The 21510-nt window shown below is 66.6% G+C and carries 18 protein-coding genes; 6 read left to right on the top strand and 12 right to left on the bottom strand.

The window, feature by feature from the left end:
• The first annotated feature begins 6 nt into the window (after window positions 1-6).
• The 6 genes from ACI48I_RS23870 to ACI48I_RS23845 are packed head-to-tail and all read left to right on the top strand — an operon-like array spanning window position 7 to window position 6725.
• Window positions 7-1317, top strand: a complete 1311-nt coding sequence (locus tag ACI48I_RS23870; RefSeq protein WP_498575695.1) for an ABC transporter permease — start codon at window positions 7-9, stop codon at window positions 1315-1317.
• Window positions 1318-1343: 26 nt separating this feature from the next.
• The gene (locus ACI48I_RS23865) at window positions 1344-2576 is read left to right on the top strand and encodes an ABC transporter permease (RefSeq protein ID WP_498575694.1); all 1233 of its coding nucleotides are present in this window, start codon (window positions 1344-1346) and stop codon (window positions 2574-2576) included.
• A gap of 41 nt (window positions 2577-2617) precedes the next feature.
• A complete protein-coding gene (locus ACI48I_RS23860) occupies window positions 2618-3958 on the top strand; it encodes a sigma-54-dependent transcriptional regulator (protein WP_193687484.1) in 1341 nt (446 codons plus the stop codon).
• Between the two features lie 12 nt (window positions 3959-3970).
• Entirely contained in the window at window positions 3971-5305 is a 1335-nt protein-coding gene (locus tag ACI48I_RS23855) for a sensor histidine kinase (RefSeq protein WP_193687485.1), read from the top strand.
• 10 nt (window positions 5306-5315) lie between these two features.
• A complete protein-coding gene (locus ACI48I_RS23850; RefSeq protein WP_498575693.1) occupies window positions 5316-5915 on the top strand; it encodes a glutathione S-transferase family protein in 600 nt (199 codons plus the stop codon).
• Window positions 5916-5945: 30 nt separating this feature from the next.
• Window positions 5946-6725 carry a spermine/spermidine synthase domain-containing protein gene (locus ACI48I_RS23845; RefSeq protein ID WP_498575692.1) on the top strand — a complete coding sequence of 260 codons (780 nt, stop codon included), beginning with the start codon at window positions 5946-5948 and terminating at the stop codon, window positions 6723-6725.
• Between the two features lie 11 nt (window positions 6726-6736).
• Here ACI48I_RS23845 and ACI48I_RS23840 read toward each other — a convergent pair whose 3' ends face one another.
• The 12 genes from ACI48I_RS23840 to ACI48I_RS23785 form a co-directional block, all read right to left on the bottom strand.
• The gene (locus ACI48I_RS23840; RefSeq protein WP_498575691.1) at window positions 6737-7066 is read right to left on the bottom strand and encodes a hypothetical protein; all 330 of its coding nucleotides are present in this window, start codon (window positions 7064-7066) and stop codon (window positions 6737-6739) included.
• Between the two features lie 70 nt (window positions 7067-7136).
• Window positions 7137-8330, bottom strand: a complete 1194-nt coding sequence (locus tag ACI48I_RS23835) for a M48 family metalloprotease (protein ID WP_498575690.1) — start codon at window positions 8328-8330, stop codon at window positions 7137-7139.
• Window positions 8331-8598: 268 nt separating this feature from the next.
• Window positions 8599-9735, bottom strand: a complete 1137-nt coding sequence (locus tag ACI48I_RS23830; RefSeq protein ID WP_498575689.1) for a diguanylate cyclase — start codon at window positions 9733-9735, stop codon at window positions 8599-8601.
• Window positions 9736-9982: 247 nt separating this feature from the next.
• Window positions 9983-11518, bottom strand: coding sequence for a hypothetical protein (locus ACI48I_RS23825; protein WP_498575688.1), 1536 nt, complete (start codon window positions 11516-11518; stop codon window positions 9983-9985).
• A complete protein-coding gene (locus ACI48I_RS23820) occupies window positions 11515-13497 on the bottom strand; it encodes a hypothetical protein (RefSeq protein ID WP_498575687.1) in 1983 nt (660 codons plus the stop codon). The genes ACI48I_RS23825 and ACI48I_RS23820 overlap by 4 nt, the downstream gene beginning before the upstream one ends.
• Window positions 13481-14464: a BatA domain-containing protein gene (locus ACI48I_RS23815; protein WP_498575686.1), complete on the bottom strand. Its 984-nt coding sequence runs from the start codon at window positions 14462-14464 to the stop codon at window positions 13481-13483. Before ACI48I_RS23815 ends, ACI48I_RS23820 begins: the two co-directional genes overlap by 17 nt.
• The gene (locus ACI48I_RS23810; RefSeq protein ID WP_193687494.1) at window positions 14461-15348 is read right to left on the bottom strand and encodes a DUF58 domain-containing protein; all 888 of its coding nucleotides are present in this window, start codon (window positions 15346-15348) and stop codon (window positions 14461-14463) included. Before ACI48I_RS23810 ends, ACI48I_RS23815 begins: the two co-directional genes overlap by 4 nt.
• Window positions 15349-16353 (bottom strand): AAA family ATPase, encoded by a 1005-nt coding sequence (locus tag ACI48I_RS23805; protein WP_498575702.1) that lies wholly within the window; start codon window positions 16351-16353, stop codon window positions 15349-15351.
• 15 nt (window positions 16354-16368) lie between these two features.
• Window positions 16369-16989, bottom strand: coding sequence for a DUF4159 domain-containing protein (locus tag ACI48I_RS23800; protein WP_193687496.1), 621 nt, complete (start codon window positions 16987-16989; stop codon window positions 16369-16371).
• A gap of 14 nt (window positions 16990-17003) precedes the next feature.
• Complete coding sequence (locus ACI48I_RS23795; RefSeq protein ID WP_498575685.1) at window positions 17004-18341, bottom strand: TldD/PmbA family protein; 1338 nt, start codon at window positions 18339-18341, stop codon at window positions 17004-17006.
• A gap of 11 nt (window positions 18342-18352) precedes the next feature.
• On the bottom strand, window positions 18353-19990 hold the full coding sequence (locus ACI48I_RS23790; RefSeq protein ID WP_498575684.1) for a TldD/PmbA family protein: 1638 nt from the start codon (window positions 19988-19990) through the stop codon (window positions 18353-18355).
• Between the two features lie 184 nt (window positions 19991-20174).
• Window positions 20175-21509, bottom strand: a complete 1335-nt coding sequence (locus ACI48I_RS23785) for a TldD/PmbA family protein (protein ID WP_498575683.1) — start codon at window positions 21507-21509, stop codon at window positions 20175-20177.
• Window position 21510 lies beyond the last annotated feature (1 nt).

Here is a 21510-nt window from a genome sequence, read left to right as displayed (position 1 = left end):
GCGACCATGTTCAGCTATTACTTCAAGCTCGGCCTGCGCAGCCTGCGCCGCAATCCCGCGCTGACCGCGCTGATGGTGCTCACGCTCGCCATCGGCGTGGCCGCCAGCGTCTCGACGCTGACCATCCTGCACATGATGTCGGGCGACCCGATCCCGCAGAAGAGCGAGCGCCTGTTCGTGCCGATCTTCGACGTGGCGCCGGTCGACAACTACAACCCTGGGGAAAAGCTGCGCGAGAACCAGGTGACCTACCAGGACGCGATGAACCTCCTGAAAAGCGGCCAGGGCGAGCGCCGCGTGGCCCTGTACGGCATCGCCTCGCCGATCGAGCCGCCGCGCAAGGACTTGCCGGCCTTCTCCGCCTCCGGCGTGGCGCCCACGCGCGACTTCTTCGCCATGTTCGACGTGCCCTTCCTGCGCGGCCAGACCTGGAGCGTGCAGGATGACGAGCGCGGCGCCGACGTCGTCGTCCTCAGCCGCAAGATCGCCGAAAAGCTGTACGGCGAAGCCAACCCGGTCGGCCAGCGCATCAACATCATGGGCTTTCCGTTCACGGTCGTCGGCGTGACCGACAAGTGGGCGCCGAAACCGCGCTACTACAAGCTGGTCGGCGGCGAACAGTTCGGCGACGGCGAGGACTTCTTCATTCCCCTGGGGAGCGCGATCCGCCACGAGACCACGCACAACGGCGGCATGAACTGCTCGGAGCGCTCGGAACCGGGCTTCCAGGGCATCCTGCGTTCGAACTGCACCTGGATCCAGTTCTGGTTCGAGACCGCCTCCAGCGCCGACCGCGCGGGGCTGCAGACCTACATCGACAGCTACGCCGCCGAGCAGCGCAAACTCGGACGCATGAAGCGCGCCGCGCCGAATAAGCTGTTCAACGTGAAGGAATGGATGGAAGAGCGCGAAGTGGTGGACAAGGACACGAAACTGTCGGCCTGGCTCGCCTTCGGCTTCCTGCTGCTGTGCCTCGTGAACACGATCGGCCTCTTGCTGGCGAAGTTCTCGGTGCGCGCCGCCGAAGTCGGCATCCGCCGCGCGCTGGGCGCCTCGCGCCGCGAGATCTTCCGCCAGTTCCTGATCGAGAGCGCGGTGGTCGGCCTCGCCGGCGGCGTGCTGGGCCTGGTGCTGGCCTTCGGCGCGCTGGCCCTGATCGCCATGCAGAGCAGCGAAGTGGCCTCGATTGCGCATATGGATTTGACCATGCTCGCCTTTACCTTCGCGATGTCGGTGCTGGCCGCGATCCTGGCCGGCCTGCTGCCGACCTGGCGCGCCTGCCAGGTGACGCCAGCCATCCAGCTCAAATCGCAATAACCTCGATACGAACAGAGAGAACCATCATGGAAATCCGTCCTATCCTGTCCGCGCTGCTGCGCAACAAGACCGGCGCGATCCTGGTCGCGCTGCAGGTCGCGCTCAGCCTCGCCATCCTTGCCAACGCGCTGCACATCGTCAGCGAACGGCGCCAGGCATCAAGCCGTCCGAGCGGCGTGGCCGACGAACACGCCGTGTTCTCGATCAGCGTGCGCAACCTGTCCGCCGGCGGCCCCGAGCAGATGCTCGCCACGCAAAAACGCGAAGCCGAGGTGATTCGCGCCGTACCGGGCGTCGTCTCGGTTGCCAACGTCAACCAGATCCCGCTGTCGCAATCGGGCTGGAACAACAGCGTCGCCGTCGACCGCAAGCAGGTCGACGAAACGGCGCCGTCCTCGTTCTACTTTTCCCCGGATTCGCTGGTCAAGACCTGGGGCTTGAAACTGGTCGAAGGACGCGACTTCCTGCCGGGCGAATACATCGACGTCGACGCCAATACCGAGGTCTATCCGCGCCACGTGATCATCACCAAGGCACTGGCCGAGAAGATGTGGCCAGGCGTGCCGGCGACCGGCAAGAACATGTACTTCGGTACCGGGGAAGACGCGATCGAAGTGCGCGTGGTCGGCGTGGTCGAACGCCTGCAGACCCAGAGCGGGCAGGTCACGCCGCGCGGCGAATACTCCAGCATCGCACCGATGCGCATCTACGGGAACTATCCGGGCGCGCTGTACACCGTGCGCGCCGAAGCGGGCCAGCGCGAGCGCGTGATCCGCGAAGTCGAGGCGGCACTGCGCAAGGCTTCGCCGACGCCGGTGATCCTGGAATCGACCACGCTCGACAAGTACCGCAAGGACCGCTACCGTGCCGACATGGCGCTGTCGTGGATGCTGGTCACCGTCAGCGTGCTGCTGCTGCTGATTACGGCCAGCGGCATCGTCGGCATGGCCAGCCTGTGGGTCACGCAGCGCCGTAAACAGATCGGCGTGCGCCGCGCGCTCGGTGCGCGAAAGGCCGATATCCTGCGTTACTTCATCACCGAGAACTTCATGATTACCAGCGCCGGCGTGGTGGGCGGAATCCTGCTCGGGGTGGCGCTGAACCAGCTGCTGGTCAGCAAACTCCAGATGGCGCGCCTGCCGCTCGCCTACCTGGTGACGGGGGGCGTGGTGTTCTGGCTGCTGGGCGTGATCGCGGTGTACGGGCCGGCCTGGCGCGCGGCGAGCATTTCGCCGGCGCTGGCCACCCGCAGTGCTTGAAGCTGCTTGATTTGCAATGCAGCAATGTTATCCTGACGGCCATGCCTACCGTACTCATCATTGACGACAACGCCGCCGTCGGGATCGCCCTCGACGTGCTGTTCTCCCTGCACGACATCGCGGCCCTGCATGCGGCGTCCCCGGAAGAAGGGCTCGCGCTCCTGCAGCGCGAGCCGGTCGACCTGGTGATCCAGGACATGAATTTTACGGCCGACACCACCTCGGGCGAGGAAGGGGTGGCCTTGTTCCGGCAGATCCGTTCCCGGTATCCGGATTTGCCGGTGATCCTGCTGACGGCCTGGACCCACCTCGACGCGGCGGTCGACCTGGTGAAAGCGGGCGCCGCCGACTATTTACCGAAACCCTGGAACGACGAGCGCCTGCTGGCGACGGTAACGAACCTGGTCGAACTCGGCCAGGCCAATCGCGCGCTGGCCCAACGCGTGGGCCGCGAGCGGCGCGAACGGCGCGAGCTGGAACAGCAATACGATTTACGTAACCTGGTCTGGGCCGACCCGGCCACCGAACGCGTGCTGCAACTGGCCTGCCAGGTCGCGCGCGCCGACGTGCCGGTCCTGATCACGGGACCGAACGGCACGGGTAAAGAACGCATCGCCGAGATCATTCAGGCGAATTCGCAAGTGAGCAGGGGCCCCTTCGTGGTGCTGAACTGCGGCGCCCTGCCCTCGGAGCTGATCGAGGCCGAGCTGTTCGGGGCCGAGGCCGGCGCCTACACCGGCGCCTCGCGTGCGCGAGAGGGCAAATTCGAGGCGGCCGACGGCGGCACCCTGTTCCTCGACGAGATCGGGAACCTGCCGCCGGCCGGCCAGATGAAGCTGTTGCGCGTGTTAGAGACCGGCCGCTTCGAGCGACTGGGGTCGAACCGCGAGCGCCAGGTCAAAGTGCGGGTGATCAGTGCCACGAATGCGGATTTATCCGCGATGATCCGCGCCGGCACCTTCCGCGAAGACCTGTTTTACCGGTTGAACGTGATCGAACTGCGGCTGCCGCCGCTGGCGGCCCGCCCGGGCGATATCCTGCCGCTGGCGCTGGGTTTCCTCGCCCCCGGCAAGCAGCTCGATCGGAGCGCGGAGAGCGCCCTGCTCGCCCACGCCTGGCCCGGCAATGTGCGCGAACTCAAAAACGTGATGGCGCGCGCCAACCTGCTGGCCCAGGGCGCAGTCATCCGCGCGCCCGACCTCGGCCTGCCGGCGGCGGTTTCCGCACCGGCGCCGGCGCTCGAGGCCGAGCCGGACCGCGAGACCATCGTTGCGGCCCTGGCGCGCGCCGGCGGCGTCGTCTCGCAGGCGGCCGCCGAACTCGGCCTGTCGCGCCAGGCGCTGTACCGGCGCATGGAGCGTTTGGGTATCGGTCGCGCGTAACAAACGACCGCGATGCGCCTCTCTCTCGTCACCCGTTTTTCCGCGCTGGTCGGCACCCTGCTCACGGTCGGCATCATCATCGCCCTCGCGCTCGACCACCTGCTCCCCGGGCGACCGCTGCTGACGGCGGTCCTGTGCCTGGCCTGCGTCGTCCCGATCGCCATCATCACCATCCGCTCGCAGGTGCAGCCGATCCTCTCTCTGTTCCGGGCCCTGGAGGGCACGGTGACGAGCTACCGCGACGGCGATTTTTCGTTCAGCCTGCACTGGCCGCAGAACGACGAACTGGCCGACCTGATCCGCGCCCACAATGAACTGGGCAACGTGCTGCGCGAACAGCGGCGCGACCTGGTGCAGCGCGAACTGCTGCTCGATACCATGGTCCAGAACACCCCGGTGGCGATGCTGCTGGTGGCCGCCGTGCCCAACCAGGCCGGCGCCGGCGCCGTCGTCTACGCCAACCTGGCCGCGCGCCAACTGCTGGCCGACGGCAGGAAACTCGAGGGCCATGCGCTCGACGATTTACTGGCGCAGGCCTCGCCGGCCCTCGGCGAAGCCCTGGCGCGCGGCGGCGACGGCCTGTTCACCGCCGGCGAAGGAGAAGAAGAACAGGTCTACCACCTGGCGCGCAGCAGTTTCAGCCTGAACGGGCGCAGGCACGAGCTGCTGCTGCTGCGTCACCTGACGGCAGAACTGCGGCGCCAGGAAGTGCAGACCTGGAAGAAGGTGATCCGCGTGATCAGCCACGAATTGAACAATTCGCTCGCGCCGCTGGCTTCGCTCGCCCACTCGGGCGCGGAACTGGTGCGGCGCGGCCAGACCGAACGGCTGCCGCAAATCCTGGAGACCATCGGCGAGCGCACGCGCCACCTCGAGAGTTTCATTCTGGGCTACGCGCGCTTCGCGAAGCTGCCGACGCCGCGCCTGGAGCGCTGCAACTGGCAAGCCTTCATTGCCCGCCTCGCCTCGCAGATTCCCTTCCGCCTGGAGGGCGAGCTGCCGCCGGAACCAGCCCTGCTGGACCAGGCCCAGCTCGAACAGGCTTTACTCAACCTCCTCAAAAATGCGCACGAATCGGGTTCCGCGCCCGAACATGTCGCCTTGCAGGTACGGCGCGTGCAGGACGTATTACGCGTCGAGGTGGTCGACCGCGGCAGCGGCATGAACGAAGCGGTGCTGACGAATGCCCTGGTGCCCTTCTATTCGACCAAGCGCAGCGGCACCGGCCTGGGACTGGCGCTCGCGCGCGAGATCGCCGAAGCCCACGGCGGACGCATCCTGCTGTCGAACCGCGAAGGCGGCGGCCTGGCCGTCACCATGATCCTGCCGGCACTGACCCCACACTGAAAGGGAACGCATGCTCACCATCATCGGCAAACCGACTTCGATCAACGTGCGCAAGGTGCTGTGGACCTGCGTCGAACTGGGCCTGCCTTTTACGCGCGAGGACTGGCGCGAGGAACACGCGGCGCTCAATCCCAACCGCATGGTGCCGGTGCTGGTCGATGGCGATTTCACGCTGTGGGAGTCGAACGCGATCTGCCGCTACCTGTGTGCGCGCGCGGGGAGCGATGCGCTGCTGCCGCGCGACGCGCACGCGCGCGCCCGGGTCGAGCAATGGATGGACTGGCAGGCGACGGAGCTGAACAATGCCTGGCGCTACCCCTTCATGGCGCTGGTGCGCGCCAGCCCGGCACACACGGATCCCGCGCAGATCGAAGCAGGCGTCGCCAGCTGGAACCGCCACGTCGGCATCCTCGAGGCGCAGCTGGCCGCCACCGGCGCGTATGTCGCGGGCGAGCGCTTCACGCTGGCAGATGTCGTGATCGGCCTGTCTCTCAACCGCTGGTCGATGACGCCGATGGCGCGCCCCGATAATCCGCATGTGGCCGCCTACCTGGCGCGTCTCGTGGAAAGGCCGGGCTACCGTGCATGGTGCGCGAACGGCGTGCCGTAGCAAGGGCCTCTGGTAAGATCGCCCCTGACCATGTCCGACCATTCTTCCTCCGATCCCCGCTTCAGCCAGCCCGGCCATCCGCCGGCCACGACCACCGAATTCGAGGGCGTGCGCTCGCTGCACCTGGGCACCTCATGGGAGCAGGGCGCGATGCGCCTGTCTCGCCCGGATGCGATCGAACTCGAATACGTGCAGATGATGATGGCCTGGCTGCTGTTCCAGTCGGCGCCGAAGCACATCGTGCAGCTGGGCCTGGGCAGCGCGGCGCTGACCAAATTCTGCTACCGCCGCTTTCCCGACGCGCGCGTCACCGCGGTCGAACTCAATCCGAACGTGATCGCGATCTGCCGCGCCCTGTTCGAACTGCCGCCGGACGACGAGCGCTTGCAGGTGCGCGAAATGAACGCCTTGGAGTTCGTGCTGGACAAGAAAAACCACGGCACGGTCGACGCCTTGCAGGTCGATCTATACGACGAGGAAGCACGCGGCCCGGTGCTCGATACCCCCGAGTTTTACCAGGGCTGCTTCGACTGCCTGACGCCAGGCGGCATCATGACCGCCAACGTGTTCGGGGAGTTCGGCAACTACGACAAGAACCTGGAAGCGATGACGGAGGTATTCGACGCCGTCGTCTGGCTGCCCGAGGTGCACGACGCGAACATCGTCGTCATCGCCTTCAAAAGCGCGCCGCAGATCGATTTCTCGGTGCTCCATGAGCGCGCGGGCGGCATCAAGCGGCGCCTGAACCTGCCTGCGAAAAACTGGGTCGAAGGGCTAAAGGAGTGGATGCGCGACCAGCATGGAGGCTGAGGAAAGCGCGTTCAAATCCGCGCCAGGCTGGTCAACACCAGGGGCACCACCAGCACCATCGCGACCAGTATGCGCATCGTTCGGGAGGAGCCGACGCCTGGTCCGGCATTGCCTTTTTCGACAGCGACCGACCATACGGCGCTGCTGCCGCTGACGATGAGGGCAAAGACGTAAGCGAAAACGACTTTGCCGATCGCCAGGAAGGCAAGGCCGATCTGGCTCTGCTTCTGGTAGTCGATGCCGGCCAGCGTGGAGAACATCCAGCAGCTGCCGATCAGCAGCGGCACGAGCCCCAATCCCATGAGAACGTTGGCGACCCGCAGTTTGTTTTGTGGTTTCATGGCGGCGTAGTTTATAGCGTGTTTTGCCTTGAAAATGCGCACATTGTCACCCGGCGAACAGGCATGCAAGCTAGTGGCACCCCTGCGGCAGCGCCTGCGGCAGGATGCCCTCCGCCGAGCAGGCCCAGGCGATGCGCTTGTGCTCGTCCATCGAGGGTTCGAACAACAGCACGCCGGCGCCTTGCGCGCCCTGGACACCCGCCGTGACGCGCAGCACGGCCGTTTCCGGATCGATGGTCAGCGCGCCCCCGCCGACAGCGACGCCGGCCTGCGCCAGCGTCGGAACCTTGCCGTGTTCCTTCAGGTAACGCTCCACCCTGGTGCTCGCGTCGAGGCCGGCCGAGTAGGCGCCGGCAACCGCCGCCTTTTGCTGGTAGCCCTGGTAGGCAGGAATCGCCACCGCCGCCAGCATGCCGGCGATCGCCAGCGTGACCACCGCGCCGCCGGCGCCGCCCGCCACGCCCAGGCGCGGCACGAACAGCGCCAGCAAGGTGGCCAGCAGGTGGCGCCGCGGCTGTTCGGCTTCGCGCCCGGCGGCCAGCGCGCGCACGGCGGCCATACGTTTGACTAGCCACGGATAGTCGCCGACCAGTTCATGGAAGGACATCCAGAAGCCTTCGGTTTCGCGCGCCTGCTCGATGTAGGCGCTCTTGTTCATGGTGCGCCAGCGGCGTCCGCCGGCCGCCAGCGCGGCGAGGCCGAATTCGGCATTCAGGGGCTGCTCGCAGGCGGCCAGGCCGTGGCGGTCGCAGGTGTACTCGCGCGCCCGCGAATAGGCCGCGCCCACCAGTGGCAGCAGCGAGGCCGGCAGCAGCACCGTGGCCCAGTTCAGGTGCTTGCGCTTGATGTGGCCGATCTCGTGGCCGATATAAAAATTCAGTGCATCCGGGTTGTCGTGCAGTCCATCGACCACATCCGAATACAGCACCAGGAAGTCGCGGCCGAGAAAACGGGTGGCGAAGGCGTTCAGCGAGCCGCCCATCTGCAGCAGGTAGGCGTCGGGTTCGCGCTCCAGACCGAGCTTGGCGCAGCAGGCCGCGATCTGGCGCTCGAGGTCGGGGAACTGTTCGTGCGTGATGCGCACGCCGGTGCCCTTGATCCAGGAAATCAGGGCCGACTGCGCGAAACAGTAAAACAGGAAGAAGGCCAGGCCATAAGCGAGGGCGATCCAGCCGGCGCCTGTAATCAGGACAGCCCAGACCAGCAGGGAGAGCACGAGCATCAGCGCGAACAGCGTCTTTTCATTCTTGTAAACCAAGTCCATGTCGCCCCGTCCAATAGATTGTTTGTTATTTCAAAATAACAACTATAACTTATTGTTGGCGGGAAACATACCATCATCCTGACTAGGTGTTGCCGAGTAGATACGTGTGATTGGCGTGTTCCCGGGCGCCTTGACCCAACACAAGTCTTCAGGAGTAACGGCGGGCAAGATTCGATGAGACTTCGCGCAGCGCCAGCATGGGCATGGTGCTGCGTCCGGTCTCCCACTTTCGAGTGCAGGCGCGGCCGGGTTTGCGCTTCCGGAGCGGTCAACGCGATCCGTAGCGGCGCTCCGGCGCGATGTCCGCTGGGGCCAGCGCGATGCGGTCGCGGCCGGCCTCCTTCGCCTGGTAGAGCGCCTTGTCGGCGCGGCTGATGGTGTCGGCAAACGGTTCGTCGGCACGCCGTTTGGCCAGCCCGGCGGAGAAGGTGATCTGCCGGCCGTCGAGCCCCGGCACCGTCATCGCACGCACCTGCTCGGCCATCCGCTGCAGCACCGCGCGCGCATCGTCCGGCGCGGCGTCCGGCAGCAGCAACAGGAATTCCTCGCCGCCCCAGCGCGCCAGCACGTCGTTGGCGCGCAGCGCTGCCCGTGCGGTGGCCGAGAACACGCGCAGGACGGCATCGCCGGTCGCGTGGCCGTAGCGGTCGTTCACTTGTTTGAAGAAGTCGATGTCGAGCAGGGCGATGCAGGTGTCGGCGCCCGGCGCATGGCGCCGCTCTTCGCGTTCGAGCACTTCGTTCATGTGGCGCCGGTTGATCAGGGAAGTCAGCTCATCGACGGTGGCCAGCACCTTGATGGTCTCGAGGGCGTCGGACAGTTCGCGCTTCTGGCGCTTGGTGCGCGAGCGGAGTTTGCTCATCTCGCCGCTCAGGAGCGCGGTCGACACCAGTGCGCCGGCCAGGTAGCCGAAGGTCAGCAGCTCGGTGATCGGCGGAAAGCGCAGCGGGTCGTGCGCCTGCAGCCACCACATGGCCGTCCCCATGCCGGCGATGGCAGTGGCCGACAGCATCAGGGTCTGGCGCGGGCGCAGGGCAAACATGCAGAACACGATGATCACCACCGTCATGGTCAGCATGGCCGCACGCAGCGGCCCGGAAATGGCATAGGCCCAGATGGCGCACACCAGCGAAAACGCAGCCTGCGCCACCGCCAGCTGGTCGGGTGCGAGCTTGAACACGCCGTTTGCGCGGATCAGCCCATAAAAGGACAGGGCGCCGCAGGCGCCGAATGCCATCAGGCCGCGCGCCGCGTCGGGATCGCTCAAGCCATGCGCGACTTGCAACGACAGCAGAACGATGCAGATGACATACAGCACCCAGGTCGCGGCCCAGTACTGGAGCATGCGGCGCATGCCGGGATCGGTACCGCACAGGAGGGCCGCCAGCCGGCGCAGCGCGTTCACGGCAGCCTCCCCCGCGCGGCCGCTGCGGCCAGGCTCCCGGCTAGGCAAAGCGGCCAATCCTGAAAGGTCTGTGATGTCATCGTGGTTCGTGAGCGGCCGACTGGCCTTGCCGAGCTGTGGACGGATGCATGCGTGCGAGCGTTCAGACTTTACTGAACACAGTTGGGAAAGTCGAGATGTTTACTTGAGGTAACGAATCGCCGTGGATAGTGTCGTTGCCATATGACAACGATCGCGTTCGCCTTTGTCAGTCTGGTAACGCGCGCCGTTCGCGCCACCACAGCGCCAGCATGGCGAGTGCGAACAGCACGGCGAACGGCCATTGGAGCAGCGGCCGCCGCGTCGCTGCGGCGGGGACCGGGGTGCGCGCCGCATAGCGCGCGGTCGCATCGCGCCGCTCGGCAGCTTGCCACTGCGGCCAATCCTGCGGCGCGAACACGTAGATCTGGCCGGCGGCCGGCTTCGTTCCCCCGGTTTCCATCCTCAGCCAGCCGGGCGCACGCGGCCAGACCGCCACGCAGGACGCATCGACGCGCTCAAGCCGGCGCTGCCAGTCGAGGATCTGGTTCAAATCCCGGAAACGGACCTTGCCGCGCACGCCGAGTGCGCACACCTCCAGGCGCTGGCCGGGCAGCGGCATCTCGCGCGGCACCAGCCAGTTCACCTCTTCCGCACGCTCGACGCGCAGCGTGTCGAGCACCCCTTGCCACCACAGGGCGAGCGCACGCGGCTCGGTGATGGCCAGGCGGTGCCAGTCGGCGGCGGCCAGCCAGCCGATACGTCCTTTGCCCCACTGGCGGGCCCAGACCGCGTTGCCGTCGCCGGTCCAGGCGCCGGCCACGCGCGTGGCGGGCGCCAGTGGCGCCAGCGGCAGCGGCAGCGCGCCGCCGCTCAGCTTGCCGTCCGCCTGGGCCCGCAGCGGCAGCTGCAGGCTGCGCGACCAGACGCCGGCGTCGTTCGCATTCGCGCCCAGCACCAGCAACGCCGCGCCTTCGGCCGCCTGCTCCAGCAGCGCCGCGCGCGCGCCTGGCGCAGCGCGCTCGAACCAGGCGGCATCGATCACCAGCAGATCGGGCGAATCGACCGTTTCGCGCGCGCGCTCGCTGCGGGTGACGGTTTTGCCGAGCGCGACCTGCCAATCGACCAGGGCGCGGCTTTGCACCAGCAGATCGTTCAGCACGCGCAGGTCGAACGAGGGTGCGCTGAAGCGGCCGCGCACGGACAGCGGACGGGTGTCGTCGACCACCACCGGCACCGGTCCCTCGGCCAGCACTGCGTCCTTCTCGCCCAGCAGGCGCGCTTTCAGCACCAGCGTCTCGGCCAGCGGCGGCAGCCAGGAGACGGTCAGGTCGCCGGCACCGCGCGTCTCCGCCAGTAGCTGCCCGTTTTCGGCCAGCAGCTGTAGGCGCGCCGGCGCCTCGCCGCCGCGCCTCACCGTCAGCGCAAACAGGCGGCCCAGCGCCAGCCGGCGCGGGAAGTCCAGATGCAGCACCTCCTTCTCCGGGACGGTCCATGCCAGCGGGCGCGCGGGCAAATCCGCCCACTGCGCCGCGCGCAGGCCATCGCCTTCGATGCGCAGGCTGCGCACGCCAATGAGCGATGCCGGCGGATCGCGCGGGTCGATCGCCAGCGTGGTGCCGGACTCGCCCGGCATGTCCAGGTTGGAGGCGAGCAGCGCCAGCGCCGCGGCGGCGACCAAAGCCAGCAGCGCGTCGAGGAAGCGCCGCCGCCACAGGTACAGGAGCACGCTGGCCGCGCCGATGAGGACGATCGCCAGGATCATTTGTTGCTTCCTTCACGCCAGGCGCGCGTAAACGGTGTGTGCGTGACCGGTTGCGCCTGGAGCAGCACCGGCGCCTGTTCGATGCCGGCACGCAGCCAGGCCCGCAGCGCGGGACGGCAGTGCAGGCAGCCGTCGAGCACGTCCTGGATCGCGCGCTGGGCCGCCAGGCGCTGTTCGTCGTCCTTCAGGCGCGCGCGTACCCAGTCGTGCGCGGTGCGTGTCCACAGGGCCGGCAGCGCACCTTCGTTGGAGAGTGCCGCCACCAGTTCGCGCAGTTCAGCTGGAATCGCCTCGTTCGAGCCGCCCTGCTCGCGCGCATAGCTGGCGGCGCCGACGACGTCGCCCGTCATGCGGATGGCTTCCTTGATCGGCGGCGGCACGAAGGCGGTCTTGTGGAGGTAGATGCGGTCGGCCTGCTGCAGCTCCTTGATGGCGGCAAGCGCCTTGTGTTCGGGAGCGAGCGCCGTCTTGGGTTGAATGGCGCGCAGCGACTTTTCGGCGTCCCACATCGCCGCCAGCGCACGCCGCAGGACCTTTTTCGTGCCCTCGTCGTACAGCGTCGCGTTTTCCACCTCGTCGTGGGCGTGGCCGAACTGGTGCAGCACGTCCATCTCGCCGCCCTTTTTTTCGCTCGCTTCGTGTTCTTCGTGTTCTTCGGCGCCGAACAGGCTCGACTCTTCGCCCAGGAACTGGCCGTAGCGGCGGCGCAGCTGGCCCTGGTCCGCCGCTATCGCCTCGCTGCGTTCGCGCACCGTCTCCGCGCTCATGCGGGTCGACTTCATGTCGGCAATGAGCTGCTCGGTATCGATGATGATCTGGCGCTGGCTGCGCAGGCTTTGCGGTTTGACCAGCACCGGCATGGCCGAGGTCTCTTCCTCGTCCTCGGGTTCCGGCGCGGGCAGGCGCAGTGTGTATGCAGGCGACTGCACCGTGTGCGGACGCGCCGCGTTGTCGGCCGCGCGCACGAAAAAATAAAGTTCATCGCCGGGCTCCATGCCCAGTTCCGCCAGCGTCCAGGTTTTAGCCCAGTTGCGCAGGCGCGGATTGTTCGAGGCCGGCAGCGGCATCTCGCGGTCGGTGAATTTGATGTTTTCTCCGCTGCCGCGCGCCAGCGTCAGGTGCAGGGTGGCGCGCTGGACGCGATAGTCGTCCTGCACCGACAGGGCCATCGCGGCGGTCGACGCGCCAGTCTTCAGTTCCTGCACCATTTGCGCCGGCTGCGTGACCGTGATCGTCGGCGGTGCATCCGGCGTCACTTTGACCGTATAGCGCGCGCCGCGCCAGCGCCAGAACAGGGATTCGGTGGCGACCAGGGCCGCGCATCGTTCACCCACTTCCAGCTTGCGGCCGTCGCTCAGTTCGAGCGTCGTCGCGCCCGCCTCGGGATTTTTCAAGCACCAGGACACGGTACCGCCTTCAGGCAGGCCGATATCGCGCGGCGCGCCCGTCGTGCGTGCCGCGCCCGTGTAGGCGGGCGGCGTGGCCGTCACCGTCAGTTGCGCAATAGCCGGCGCGGCGGCCGCGGCCTGCGCCGCCGGCCTGGCCGTGTGCGCGCCGGCGGCGGGCTGCTGGCCGAAGAACCACGCCAGTGCCGCCAGCGCCAGCCAGGGCAGCAGCCAGATCAAACCGGTACCGACATGCGCGCGCACGGTGCGGCGCACGGCCGCTCCATCGAGCGCCGCATCCAGCCGCGCCAGCAGGCGCCGGCGCTGCATCTGCGCCAGCGGCGTGTCCGCCTCGACCAGCAAGGCGCTGCTGTCTTCCATGTCCGGGACTGCTGCGTCCAGCCAGCCGGTCCAGCCATAGGTCACCTGCCGGCGCAGGCGCGCGCCATCCCACATGCACCAGGCAACCCAGGCAAGCACGCCGGGCAGCAGGCGCAGGCTCAGCCAGGGCAAGGTGCCCAGCACCCACAGCGGCAGGCGCCGCAACAGGGCCGCACGCCACAGGCGGCGCAGGATGTCAGCGTCGCCGTGCATGGGCCAGGATCCTCTCGAGCGCAAACAGGGCGACCAGCGCCAGCATCGACACATCGCGCAGGGCGCCGCTGGCGTAGGCGCGCGCCGGAACCTCCGTGCGTGCGAAGGCGAGCGCCGGCGCGGTGTAGGGAAGCGGCGCGTAGTGCAGTTCGCGCCAGGTTTCGAGCAGCGACCTGGCGCTATCCGGATCGCCCGGCGGCCAGGCGTTCGAGACCCACACGCGGCCGCGCGCGCCATCGGCATACCGGATGCCCGCGGCCGCCTTCGATTGCGCCAGTTCGACAAAGGCGCCGGCGTCCGTGGCCCACCACAGCGGTGCGCGCAGCGTGGCCGGCGGCGCATCTGGCCGGTCCCAGACGATCAGCTCCGTTTTCGGATTCGGCCCGTCGTCGACCACAACGCGCAGGGGTCCGTCCTGCGCGCCGAACAGGCGGCGCCATTCGCCGGCGCGGGTACTGAAGATCGCCACGTGCGCCTCGACCTGCGGCGCCGGCTTCGCCAGGGTGCGCAGTTCGACGGAACGGCCGAACTGCGGCAGCGTTGCCGGCATCGGGACATCGCCCAGCACCAGCAGGCGCGCATCAGGCTTGAACTCGCGCTCGTGGGCGCGGATCCAGGCCAGCGCCGCATTCGCCGGCAACGGCAGGCGCGCCGCCTCCTGGTAGCCTGCGGCTTTCACTTCGCGTTCGGCCCAGCCGCCGTCGGTGCCGTCGGCCACGACGACCGTATTGCCGCGCCACGGGAAGACCGGGTCGGCCAGCCAGGCGATCGCGCAGGCCAGCAGCAGGCAGCGCACGATCAATAAAACGATGTCCGACCAGCGCCAGACCCGCATCTGCTTCGGTTGGGTAGACGGCAGGAAGCGCGCGCTGGCGAGCGGTTCGGCCTTTACCTGCACGCGTTTCTTGCGGTGCCACCAGACCGGCAAAAGCAGCGTCGGCAGCGCCAGCCACCACAGGCTGTTCATCGGCGGCCTCCCTGGCGCAGCATCTGGCGCAGCACCTCACCGGGTGCCTGTTCGATGCGCGCCGCTACCTGCAGCACGTCGTGCGCACGCAAGCCGGCAGTCACCTCCGAAAAATGCTGCTCGCGCTTGCGCAGATAGCCCGCGCGCAGGTCTGCGCCGAAACGGAACACGCCTGCCTCGCGCTCGGGATCGCGGTAGGCGGGACCGCTGCTGAAGCCGCCCGTGCACTCGGCCTCGGTCTGCAGGCAGACGGCTCGCACGTCATGGCGCATGTGGCGCAGGCGCACCAGCGCTTCCGACAGGCTTGATGGCCAGTCGAGGAAATCGGTGGCGGCAAAGATGAGGGACGGCGCACCGGCGAAACGCAAGCCGCTGCGCAGCACGTCCGCATCGGGCAGCATGCCCGCGGCCTGCACCTGTGTCAGTTTGGCCAGCACCCTCTGTAACTGGCGCGGTCCGCGCGCGGCCGGCACCAACTGCGCGCGTCCGTTCGAGAGCACGGCCAGGCCGAAGGCGTCGCCCTGGCGCTGCGCGATCGCGGCAATGCAGGCCAGCAGCGTACGCGCATAGCCCAGCTTGTCGAGTCCCTCGATACTGCGGCTCGGTTCCAGCATCGAGGCGCTGGCGTCCAGCAGCAGCCAGACGGCGACGTGGCTGTCGCGTTCGGCCTCGCGCACGTAATACCGGTCGGCGCGCGCCAGCAGCTTCCAGTCGACGCGGCGCCACTCGTCGCCAGGCGCATAGGCCCGGTACTCGGAGAACTCGACGCCGGCTCCGCGCTCGCGGCCGGCGTGCACGCCCTGCCCCAGTCCCGCCAGCACGTGGCGGATGACGAGTTCGAGGTCGGTCGTGTGCGCAATGAGCGCGGAGCTAGCAAGAACCAATTAATCGACCCTGATCTCGGCGCGGATCGCCTGCAGGATGTCGGCCATCGCGACCTTATCGGCTTCGGCCTCGAAATTGCGCAATACCCGGTGCGCCAGCACCGGCAGCAGCATCGCCGCGATGTCGTCGCGCGTGACCGCCAGGCGCCCTGCCATCAGCGCGCGCGCCTTGGCCGCCAGCACCAGCGCCTGGCCGGCGCGCGGCCCCGCGCCCCAGCCGACGTGCTTTTTCACGGCCGCGACCGTGGTCTCTTGCGGCCGCGTCGCACGTACCAGGCGCGTCGCGTAGCGCAGCAGGTGTTCGCCGATGGCGATGTCGCGCACCAGCTGCTGCAGGCGCAGCAGCGTTTTCAAATCCATCGCCGGTTCGGCATCCTGCAGGCCCGATTGCGTGGTCCTCGACACCATCATGACTTCTTCGTCTTCGGTCGGGTAGACGACGTCGATGCGCAGCAGGAAACGGTCGAGCTGGGCCTCGGGCAGCGGATAGGTGCCGCTTTGCTCGATCGGGTTCTGCGTGGCCAGCACAAAAAAGGGTTTTGGCAGCACATGGGTGTGGCCGGCAAAGGTGACCGAGCGCTCCTGCATCGCTTCCAGCAACGCCGATTGCGTCTTCGGCGGCGCACGGTTGATCTCGTCGGCCAGCAGCACCTGCGTGAACACGGGGCCGGGCTGGAAACGGAAGGAGCGCTGGCGCGTGGCCTGGTCTTCTTCCAGGATTTCGGTGCCGATGATATCCGAGGGCATCAGGTCAGGCGTGAACTGCACGCGGCGGAACCGCATGTCGGTCGCCTGTGCCAGCGATTTTACGAGCAGCGTTTTACCGAGTCCCGGTACGCCTTCGACCAGGGCATGGCCGCCGGCCAGCAGGCAGGTGACCAGCAGGTCCACTACCTGTTCCTGGCCGATGATCACGCGCGCCATGCTGGTCTTCAGCGCCCCTACCTTCGCCACCAGGTCGGCCACTTCCGACTCGCTCCACGCCACTGCTGCTTGCTCTGCCACTTGATGTTCTGCCACTTAGGCTCCCAACGCATACTGAATGATGTTCACCGCAAAACGGGTATTGTCGACCGCGAGAAACCGTTTGTTCCGGAAGTCGTAATCCCACTCGCAGCCGTAGTCCTTGTTCGAGTACAGCACCCGCACCCTGCCGCCGATCTCGATCGCTTTTAGATATTCGTGCACCAGGTCGTCGCCCCAGCCGTTCAGCTCCACCGAGGTGTTCGGCGGACCGTCGAATTTGAAGAAGCTCGAATACACGGGATGGTTATTCGGGATCTTGCGCAGCGCCGAGCCGCCGAAGATCTTCGCCATCTCGGCCTCGAAGGATTTCGCGAACAGGCCGTCGATATCGTGGTTGCAGTCGTCCACAAAAACGAAGCCGCCGCCGCGCACGTAGCGCTCGAAGTTCTTGCGCTCGGCGGGCGTGAACTGCACCAGCTTGTGTCCGGCCAGGTAGCAGAACGGCGCCTCCAGCACCTTCGGATCGGACAGCGCGATCATCCGCTCGGCCGGATCCACCTTCAGGGTGGTGTACTCGACCAGCGAATTGAGCACGTTGCTGGGCATGCGGATGTCCACATCCCAGTCGCCCGACTCGTACAGCAGGCGGGTGAAGTAAAAATCATAACGTGCCATCACCGAGCCGCCATCTACACCGCGTCGGACAGCGAAGTAAAGTTAAAGTCGCGCACCTTCATCGGCGGCAGCACCATCTGGTAGGGCACCTCGTCGCCGCCGATCACGACCGGCTTGCCGAGTTCCTCGACGTTGTTCAGGATCGTCACCGGGCTCTCGTTGAAACGGAAGTTCTTGATCGGGTACTTGATCTTGCCGTTCTCGACATAGAAGGTGCCGTCGCGCGTCAGGCCCGTCAGCAGCAGCGATTGCGGGTCGACCATGCGGATGTACCAGGTGCGGGTCACGACCACGCCCTTTTTGGTCGAGGCGATCAGCTCTTCCAGCGACTTCGAACCGCCGGCCATGATCATGTTGCCGTGGCCGGCCGTCGGGGCGACGCCCTTCTTCTGCGCCCAGTAGCGCGAATAGTCGAGCGAGGCGATGCGGCCGTTCTTGATGATGTCGGTACGCTGGCGCGCCAGGCCCGACTGGCCGTCCCAGGGCGCGACCGGCACGTCCGGATTCCACGGGTCGGCCCAGACGTTGATCTGTTCGTCGAACAGTTTATCGCCCAGCCGGTTCTTGCCGCCGGCCTTGGTCAGGAAACTGCGGCCCTCGTCGGCGTCGCGCGCCTCGAAGCTGCCGAACATATTGCCCAGCACTTCGGAGGTGGCGGCCGGCTCCAGGATCACCGTGTAGCGGCCCGGCTCCAGCGCTTTCGCATCGACCGAGCGCAGCGCCTTTTCGATGGCGACGCCGGCCGCTTCGCGCGCGTCGAAACGGCGCGCATCGGTGGCCGAGCGCGTGACCCAGCCCGAGCCGCGTCCGTCTTCGGTGCGCACGGTGCAGGTGTAGGCGAGATCGGTCGACTCCTGGAAGCCGAACACGCCGTTCGAATTGGCGATCGCTTCGAAGCGCTTGCCGTCGTTGAAGAAGCCGGCCGCGACCAGGCCAGCCTTCTTCGCCGCCTCGATGCTGTAGGCCGCGACTTGCGCGCGGTACTCGGGATCGATGTCGGCGGTGGCGCGCGCAAATGTCGGCGTCGCCTTGTATTCCTGCTTGCCCACGGCCGGCATGAATTCCGGGTTTTCCGGCGCCAGGCGCGCCAGCTCCTCGGCGCGGCGCACCGCCTTTTCGAGCGACTTGTCGTCGAACTCGTTCAGGCGCGCGATGCCGGCCTTCTTGCCGAAGGCGACGCGCACCGTCAATTGCATGTCCTCGTTCAGGCCCGCGGTCGAGATGCTGTTGCGCGCGAAGCGCACGTTGCCCTCGCGCTTGCCTTCGATCGAGACGCTGCATTCGTCGGCCTTCGAGAATCCGATCACGCGGTCGCAGATGCGTTTTGCTTCTTCCTGGTTCAGCTGTTTCATCGTCTTTTTCCTTAACCGATCTTGCGGGCGGTGTTGATCACGTTGATGCCGTTGAAGCGCGTCGTGCTCGAGCCATGCGAAACCGCGCTGACCTGGCTCGGCTGGCCTTTGCCGTCGAAGAAGGAGCCGCCCATGCGCCAGTCGCGCTCGTCGCAGATGGCGCTGCAGGCGTTCCAGAATTCCTGGGTGTTCGACTGGTAGGCCACATCCTCCAGCGGATTGGTGATCTTGCCGTTCCTGATTTCGTAGAACAGCGTGCCGCCGAACTGGAAGTTGTAGCGCTGCTGGTCGATCGAATACGACCCGCGGCCGACGATATAGATGCCCTTCTTGACATCCTTGACCATCTCGTCGGGCGTCAGGCGTGCCTTGCCCGCGGCCAGCGACACGTTCGGCATGCGCTGGAACTGCACGTTGCTCCACGAGTCCGCGTAGGAGCAACCATGCGATTCCTTCTCGCCGATGATGTGGGCCTGGTCGCGCGTGGCCTGGTAATTCACCAGCACGCCGTCCCTGATGATGTCCCATTGTTTGGCGCGCACGCCTTCGTCGTCGTATCCGATCAGGCCGAGCGAACCCGGCGTCGTGCGGTCGGCGATGAAATTCACGCGCTCGGAGCCGAACTTGAAATTCTTTGACTGCCATTTGTCGAGCGTGGCGAAACTGGTGCCGGCGTAGTTGGCCTCAAAGCCGAGCACGCGGTCCAGTTCCGTCGGGTGGCCGACGGCTTCGTGGATGGTCAGGAACAGGTGTTCCGGCGCCAGCACCAGGTCGTATTTGCCCGGCTCGACCGATTTCGCGCTCAGCTTCTCGCGTGCCTGCTTGCCGGCCAGGCGCGCGTCCTCGATCACGTCGTACGATTTCGTGTAGAGCGTGGTCACGCTGCCGGCGGCTTTTACTTTGTCCTGCGCGCGCACGTCGAAGTATTCGTAGCCCATGCTCACCGGTGCGCCGAGTCCGCCGCGCGAGCGGAATTTACCGGTTGCCTTGTCGACGGCGGTGGCGTTGATCGGCGCCCACAGGCGGTGGATGTCCTGGTCGATGTAGGAGCCGTCGGTCGAGGCGAAATATTTTTGTTGATTAATCTGGAACAGGTTTGCCGTCATGAAGCTGGCGCCCGCCTCCAGGCCGGCCTTGTTCGCGGCGATCAGCATCTCGGCCTTGTCCTTCACCGGCACGGCGCGCCAGTCCTTCCTGATCGGCGTGGCCCATGCCACTTCGCCCACGCCTTTTACAGGGGCGAGCTGCACGGGTTCGGTCTGCAGCTTCGCGTTGGCTTTCGCAATCGCCACGGCCTGGCGTGCCGCGGCTGCCACGGCGTCCGGGTTCATGCTGTTGGTAGCGGCAAAACCATAGGCGCCGCCGGCGATCACGCGCACGCCGATGCCGGTCGATTCGGTGTTCGTGATGTTCTCGACGTTCAGGTCGCGCGTCGTGATGAACTGGTTCAGGTAGCGGCCGATGCGCACGTCGCAGTAGGAGGCGCCGGCCTGCGTCGCCGCGTTCAGGGCGGCGTCGGCCAGGGCCTTCTTGAAGCTGAGCGCCATCGGGTTCAGCAGCTCTTCGGCGGCGATCGCGTTGCCGAAGACCGGCACGAGCATGGCGCCCGCCGTGCCGGCGCCGATTTTGAGGAAGCTACGTCGTTCCATTCTGTCTCCAATTACTATGCACGTGTGTATAACGTAGGGTGGGCACTCCGTGCCCACGCGGTGCGGCGTGTGCGGGTCGAAAACCATCCCGACGATTCACGTACCGGAATACGCGTGGGCACGGAGTGCCCACCCTACGGTGCACACCGGCCAACGCATATGCCGTCGGCCGCGGGCCGTTTCTTTACACCGCGTCCGACAGCGACGTGAAATTAAAATCCCTGACCTTCATCGCCGGAATCACCATCGGATTCGGCCCCTCGTCGCCACCGAGCACCACCGGCGTGCCGATCTCCTCGATATTGTTGAGCATCGTGACCGGACTCTCGTTGAAGCGGAAGTTTTTAATGGGGTGCTTGATATTGCCGTTCTCGATATAGAAGGTGCCGTCGCGCGTCAGGCCCGTCAGCAGGACCGATTGCGGGTCGACCATGCGGATGTACCAGGTGCGGGTGACCAGCACGCCCTTCTTGGTATTCGCGATCAGCTCCGCCGTCGATTTATTCGTGCCGCCCATGATGATGTTGCCCGGGCTGCCGACCGGACGTACCCCCTTCTGTTTGGCCCAGAACAGCGAGTAGTCGAGTGCGGCGATGCGGCCGTCCTTGATCAGGTCCTGGCGTTCGCGCGGCAGCATGGTGTCGTCCCATGGCAGCACCGGCACGTCCGGGTTCCAGGGGTCGGCCCAGATATTCACCTGCTGGTCGAACAGTTTATCTCCCAGGCGGTTCTTGCCGCCGGCCTTCGACAGGAAGCTGCGGCCCTCATCGGCGCGGCGTGCATCAAAACCGTTCATCATGTAGTTCAGCAGGTCGCTGGTGGCGGCCGGCTCGAGGATGACGGTATAACGGCCCGGTTCCAGCGCTTTCGCATCGACCGAGCGCAGCGCCTTTTCGATGGCGACATCTGCCGCTTCGCGCGGGTCGAAACGCGCCAGGTCGCGCGCCGAGCGCTTGACCCAGCCCGAACCGCGGCCGTCTTCGGTGCGGATGGTGCAGGTGAAATCGAGCGAAGTCAGGGCCTGGTGGCCGAACACGCCGTTCGAATTGGCGATGGTCTCGAACGAGGTCGAGTCGGTGAGGAAGCCGGCGGCGACCAGGCCCTTCTTGCGGCAGGCCTCGATGCTGTAGGCGGCCGCCTGGGCGCGGATCTCGGGGTCGATGTCGGCGGTCTTCTGGACGAAGGTGTTCGAGGTCTTGAATGGCGACCTGGCGACGGCCGGCATGAATTCCGGGTTTTCCGGCGCCAGGCGCGCCAGGTCTTCCGCGCGGCGCACGACTTTTTCCAGCGACTTGTCGTCGAACTCGTTGATGGTCGCCGTGCCCTGGCGCTTGCCGAAGGCAACGCGCACGGTAATCGCCGTGTCGTCGATCAGGCCGGCCGTCGACACGGCGTTGCGCGCGAAGCGGATGTTGCCGTTGCGCTTGCCGCCGATGGTGACGATGCACTCGTCCGCTTTCGACAGCGACAGCACGCGGTCGCAGATGCGTTTCGTTTGGTCCTGGGTCAGGATGGTCATG

The organism is Massilia sp. LXY-5 (genome assembly GCF_059801075.1).
This window is presented reverse-complemented; position numbering and strand designations above follow the sequence as displayed.

Bases quoted from the DNA above. Each gene is read 5' to 3' on its own strand.
- ACI48I_RS23870 (WP_498575695.1), top strand. From the start codon at position 7: ATGTTCAGCTATTACTTCAAGCTCGGCCTGCGCAGCCTGCGCCGCAAT.
- ACI48I_RS23865 (WP_498575694.1), top strand. From the start codon at position 1,344: ATGGAAATCCGTCCTATCCTGTCCGCGCTGCTGCGCAACAAGACCGGC.
- ACI48I_RS23860 (WP_193687484.1), top strand. From the start codon at position 2,618: ATGCCTACCGTACTCATCATTGACGACAACGCCGCCGTCGGGATCGCC.
- ACI48I_RS23855 (WP_193687485.1), top strand. From the start codon at position 3,971: ATGCGCCTCTCTCTCGTCACCCGTTTTTCCGCGCTGGTCGGCACCCTG.
- ACI48I_RS23850 (WP_498575693.1), top strand. From the start codon at position 5,316: ATGCTCACCATCATCGGCAAACCGACTTCGATCAACGTGCGCAAGGTG.
- ACI48I_RS23845 (WP_498575692.1), top strand. From the start codon at position 5,946: ATGTCCGACCATTCTTCCTCCGATCCCCGCTTCAGCCAGCCCGGCCAT.
- ACI48I_RS23840 (WP_498575691.1), bottom strand. From the start codon at position 7,066: ATGAAACCACAAAACAAACTGCGGGTCGCCAACGTTCTCATGGGATTG.
- ACI48I_RS23835 (WP_498575690.1), bottom strand. From the start codon at position 8,330: ATGGACTTGGTTTACAAGAATGAAAAGACGCTGTTCGCGCTGATGCTC.
- ACI48I_RS23825 (WP_498575688.1), bottom strand. From the start codon at position 11,518: ATGATCCTGGCGATCGTCCTCATCGGCGCGGCCAGCGTGCTCCTGTAC.
- ACI48I_RS23820 (WP_498575687.1), bottom strand. From the start codon at position 13,497: ATGCACGGCGACGCTGACATCCTGCGCCGCCTGTGGCGTGCGGCCCTG.
- ACI48I_RS23815 (WP_498575686.1), bottom strand. From the start codon at position 14,464: ATGAACAGCCTGTGGTGGCTGGCGCTGCCGACGCTGCTTTTGCCGGTC.
- ACI48I_RS23800 (WP_193687496.1), bottom strand. From the start codon at position 16,989: ATGGCACGTTATGATTTTTACTTCACCCGCCTGCTGTACGAGTCGGGC.
- ACI48I_RS23795 (WP_498575685.1), bottom strand. From the start codon at position 18,341: ATGAAACAGCTGAACCAGGAAGAAGCAAAACGCATCTGCGACCGCGTG.
- ACI48I_RS23790 (WP_498575684.1), bottom strand. From the start codon at position 19,990: ATGGAACGACGTAGCTTCCTCAAAATCGGCGCCGGCACGGCGGGCGCC.
- ACI48I_RS23785 (WP_498575683.1), bottom strand. From the start codon at position 21,509: ATGACCATCCTGACCCAGGACCAAACGAAACGCATCTGCGACCGCGTG.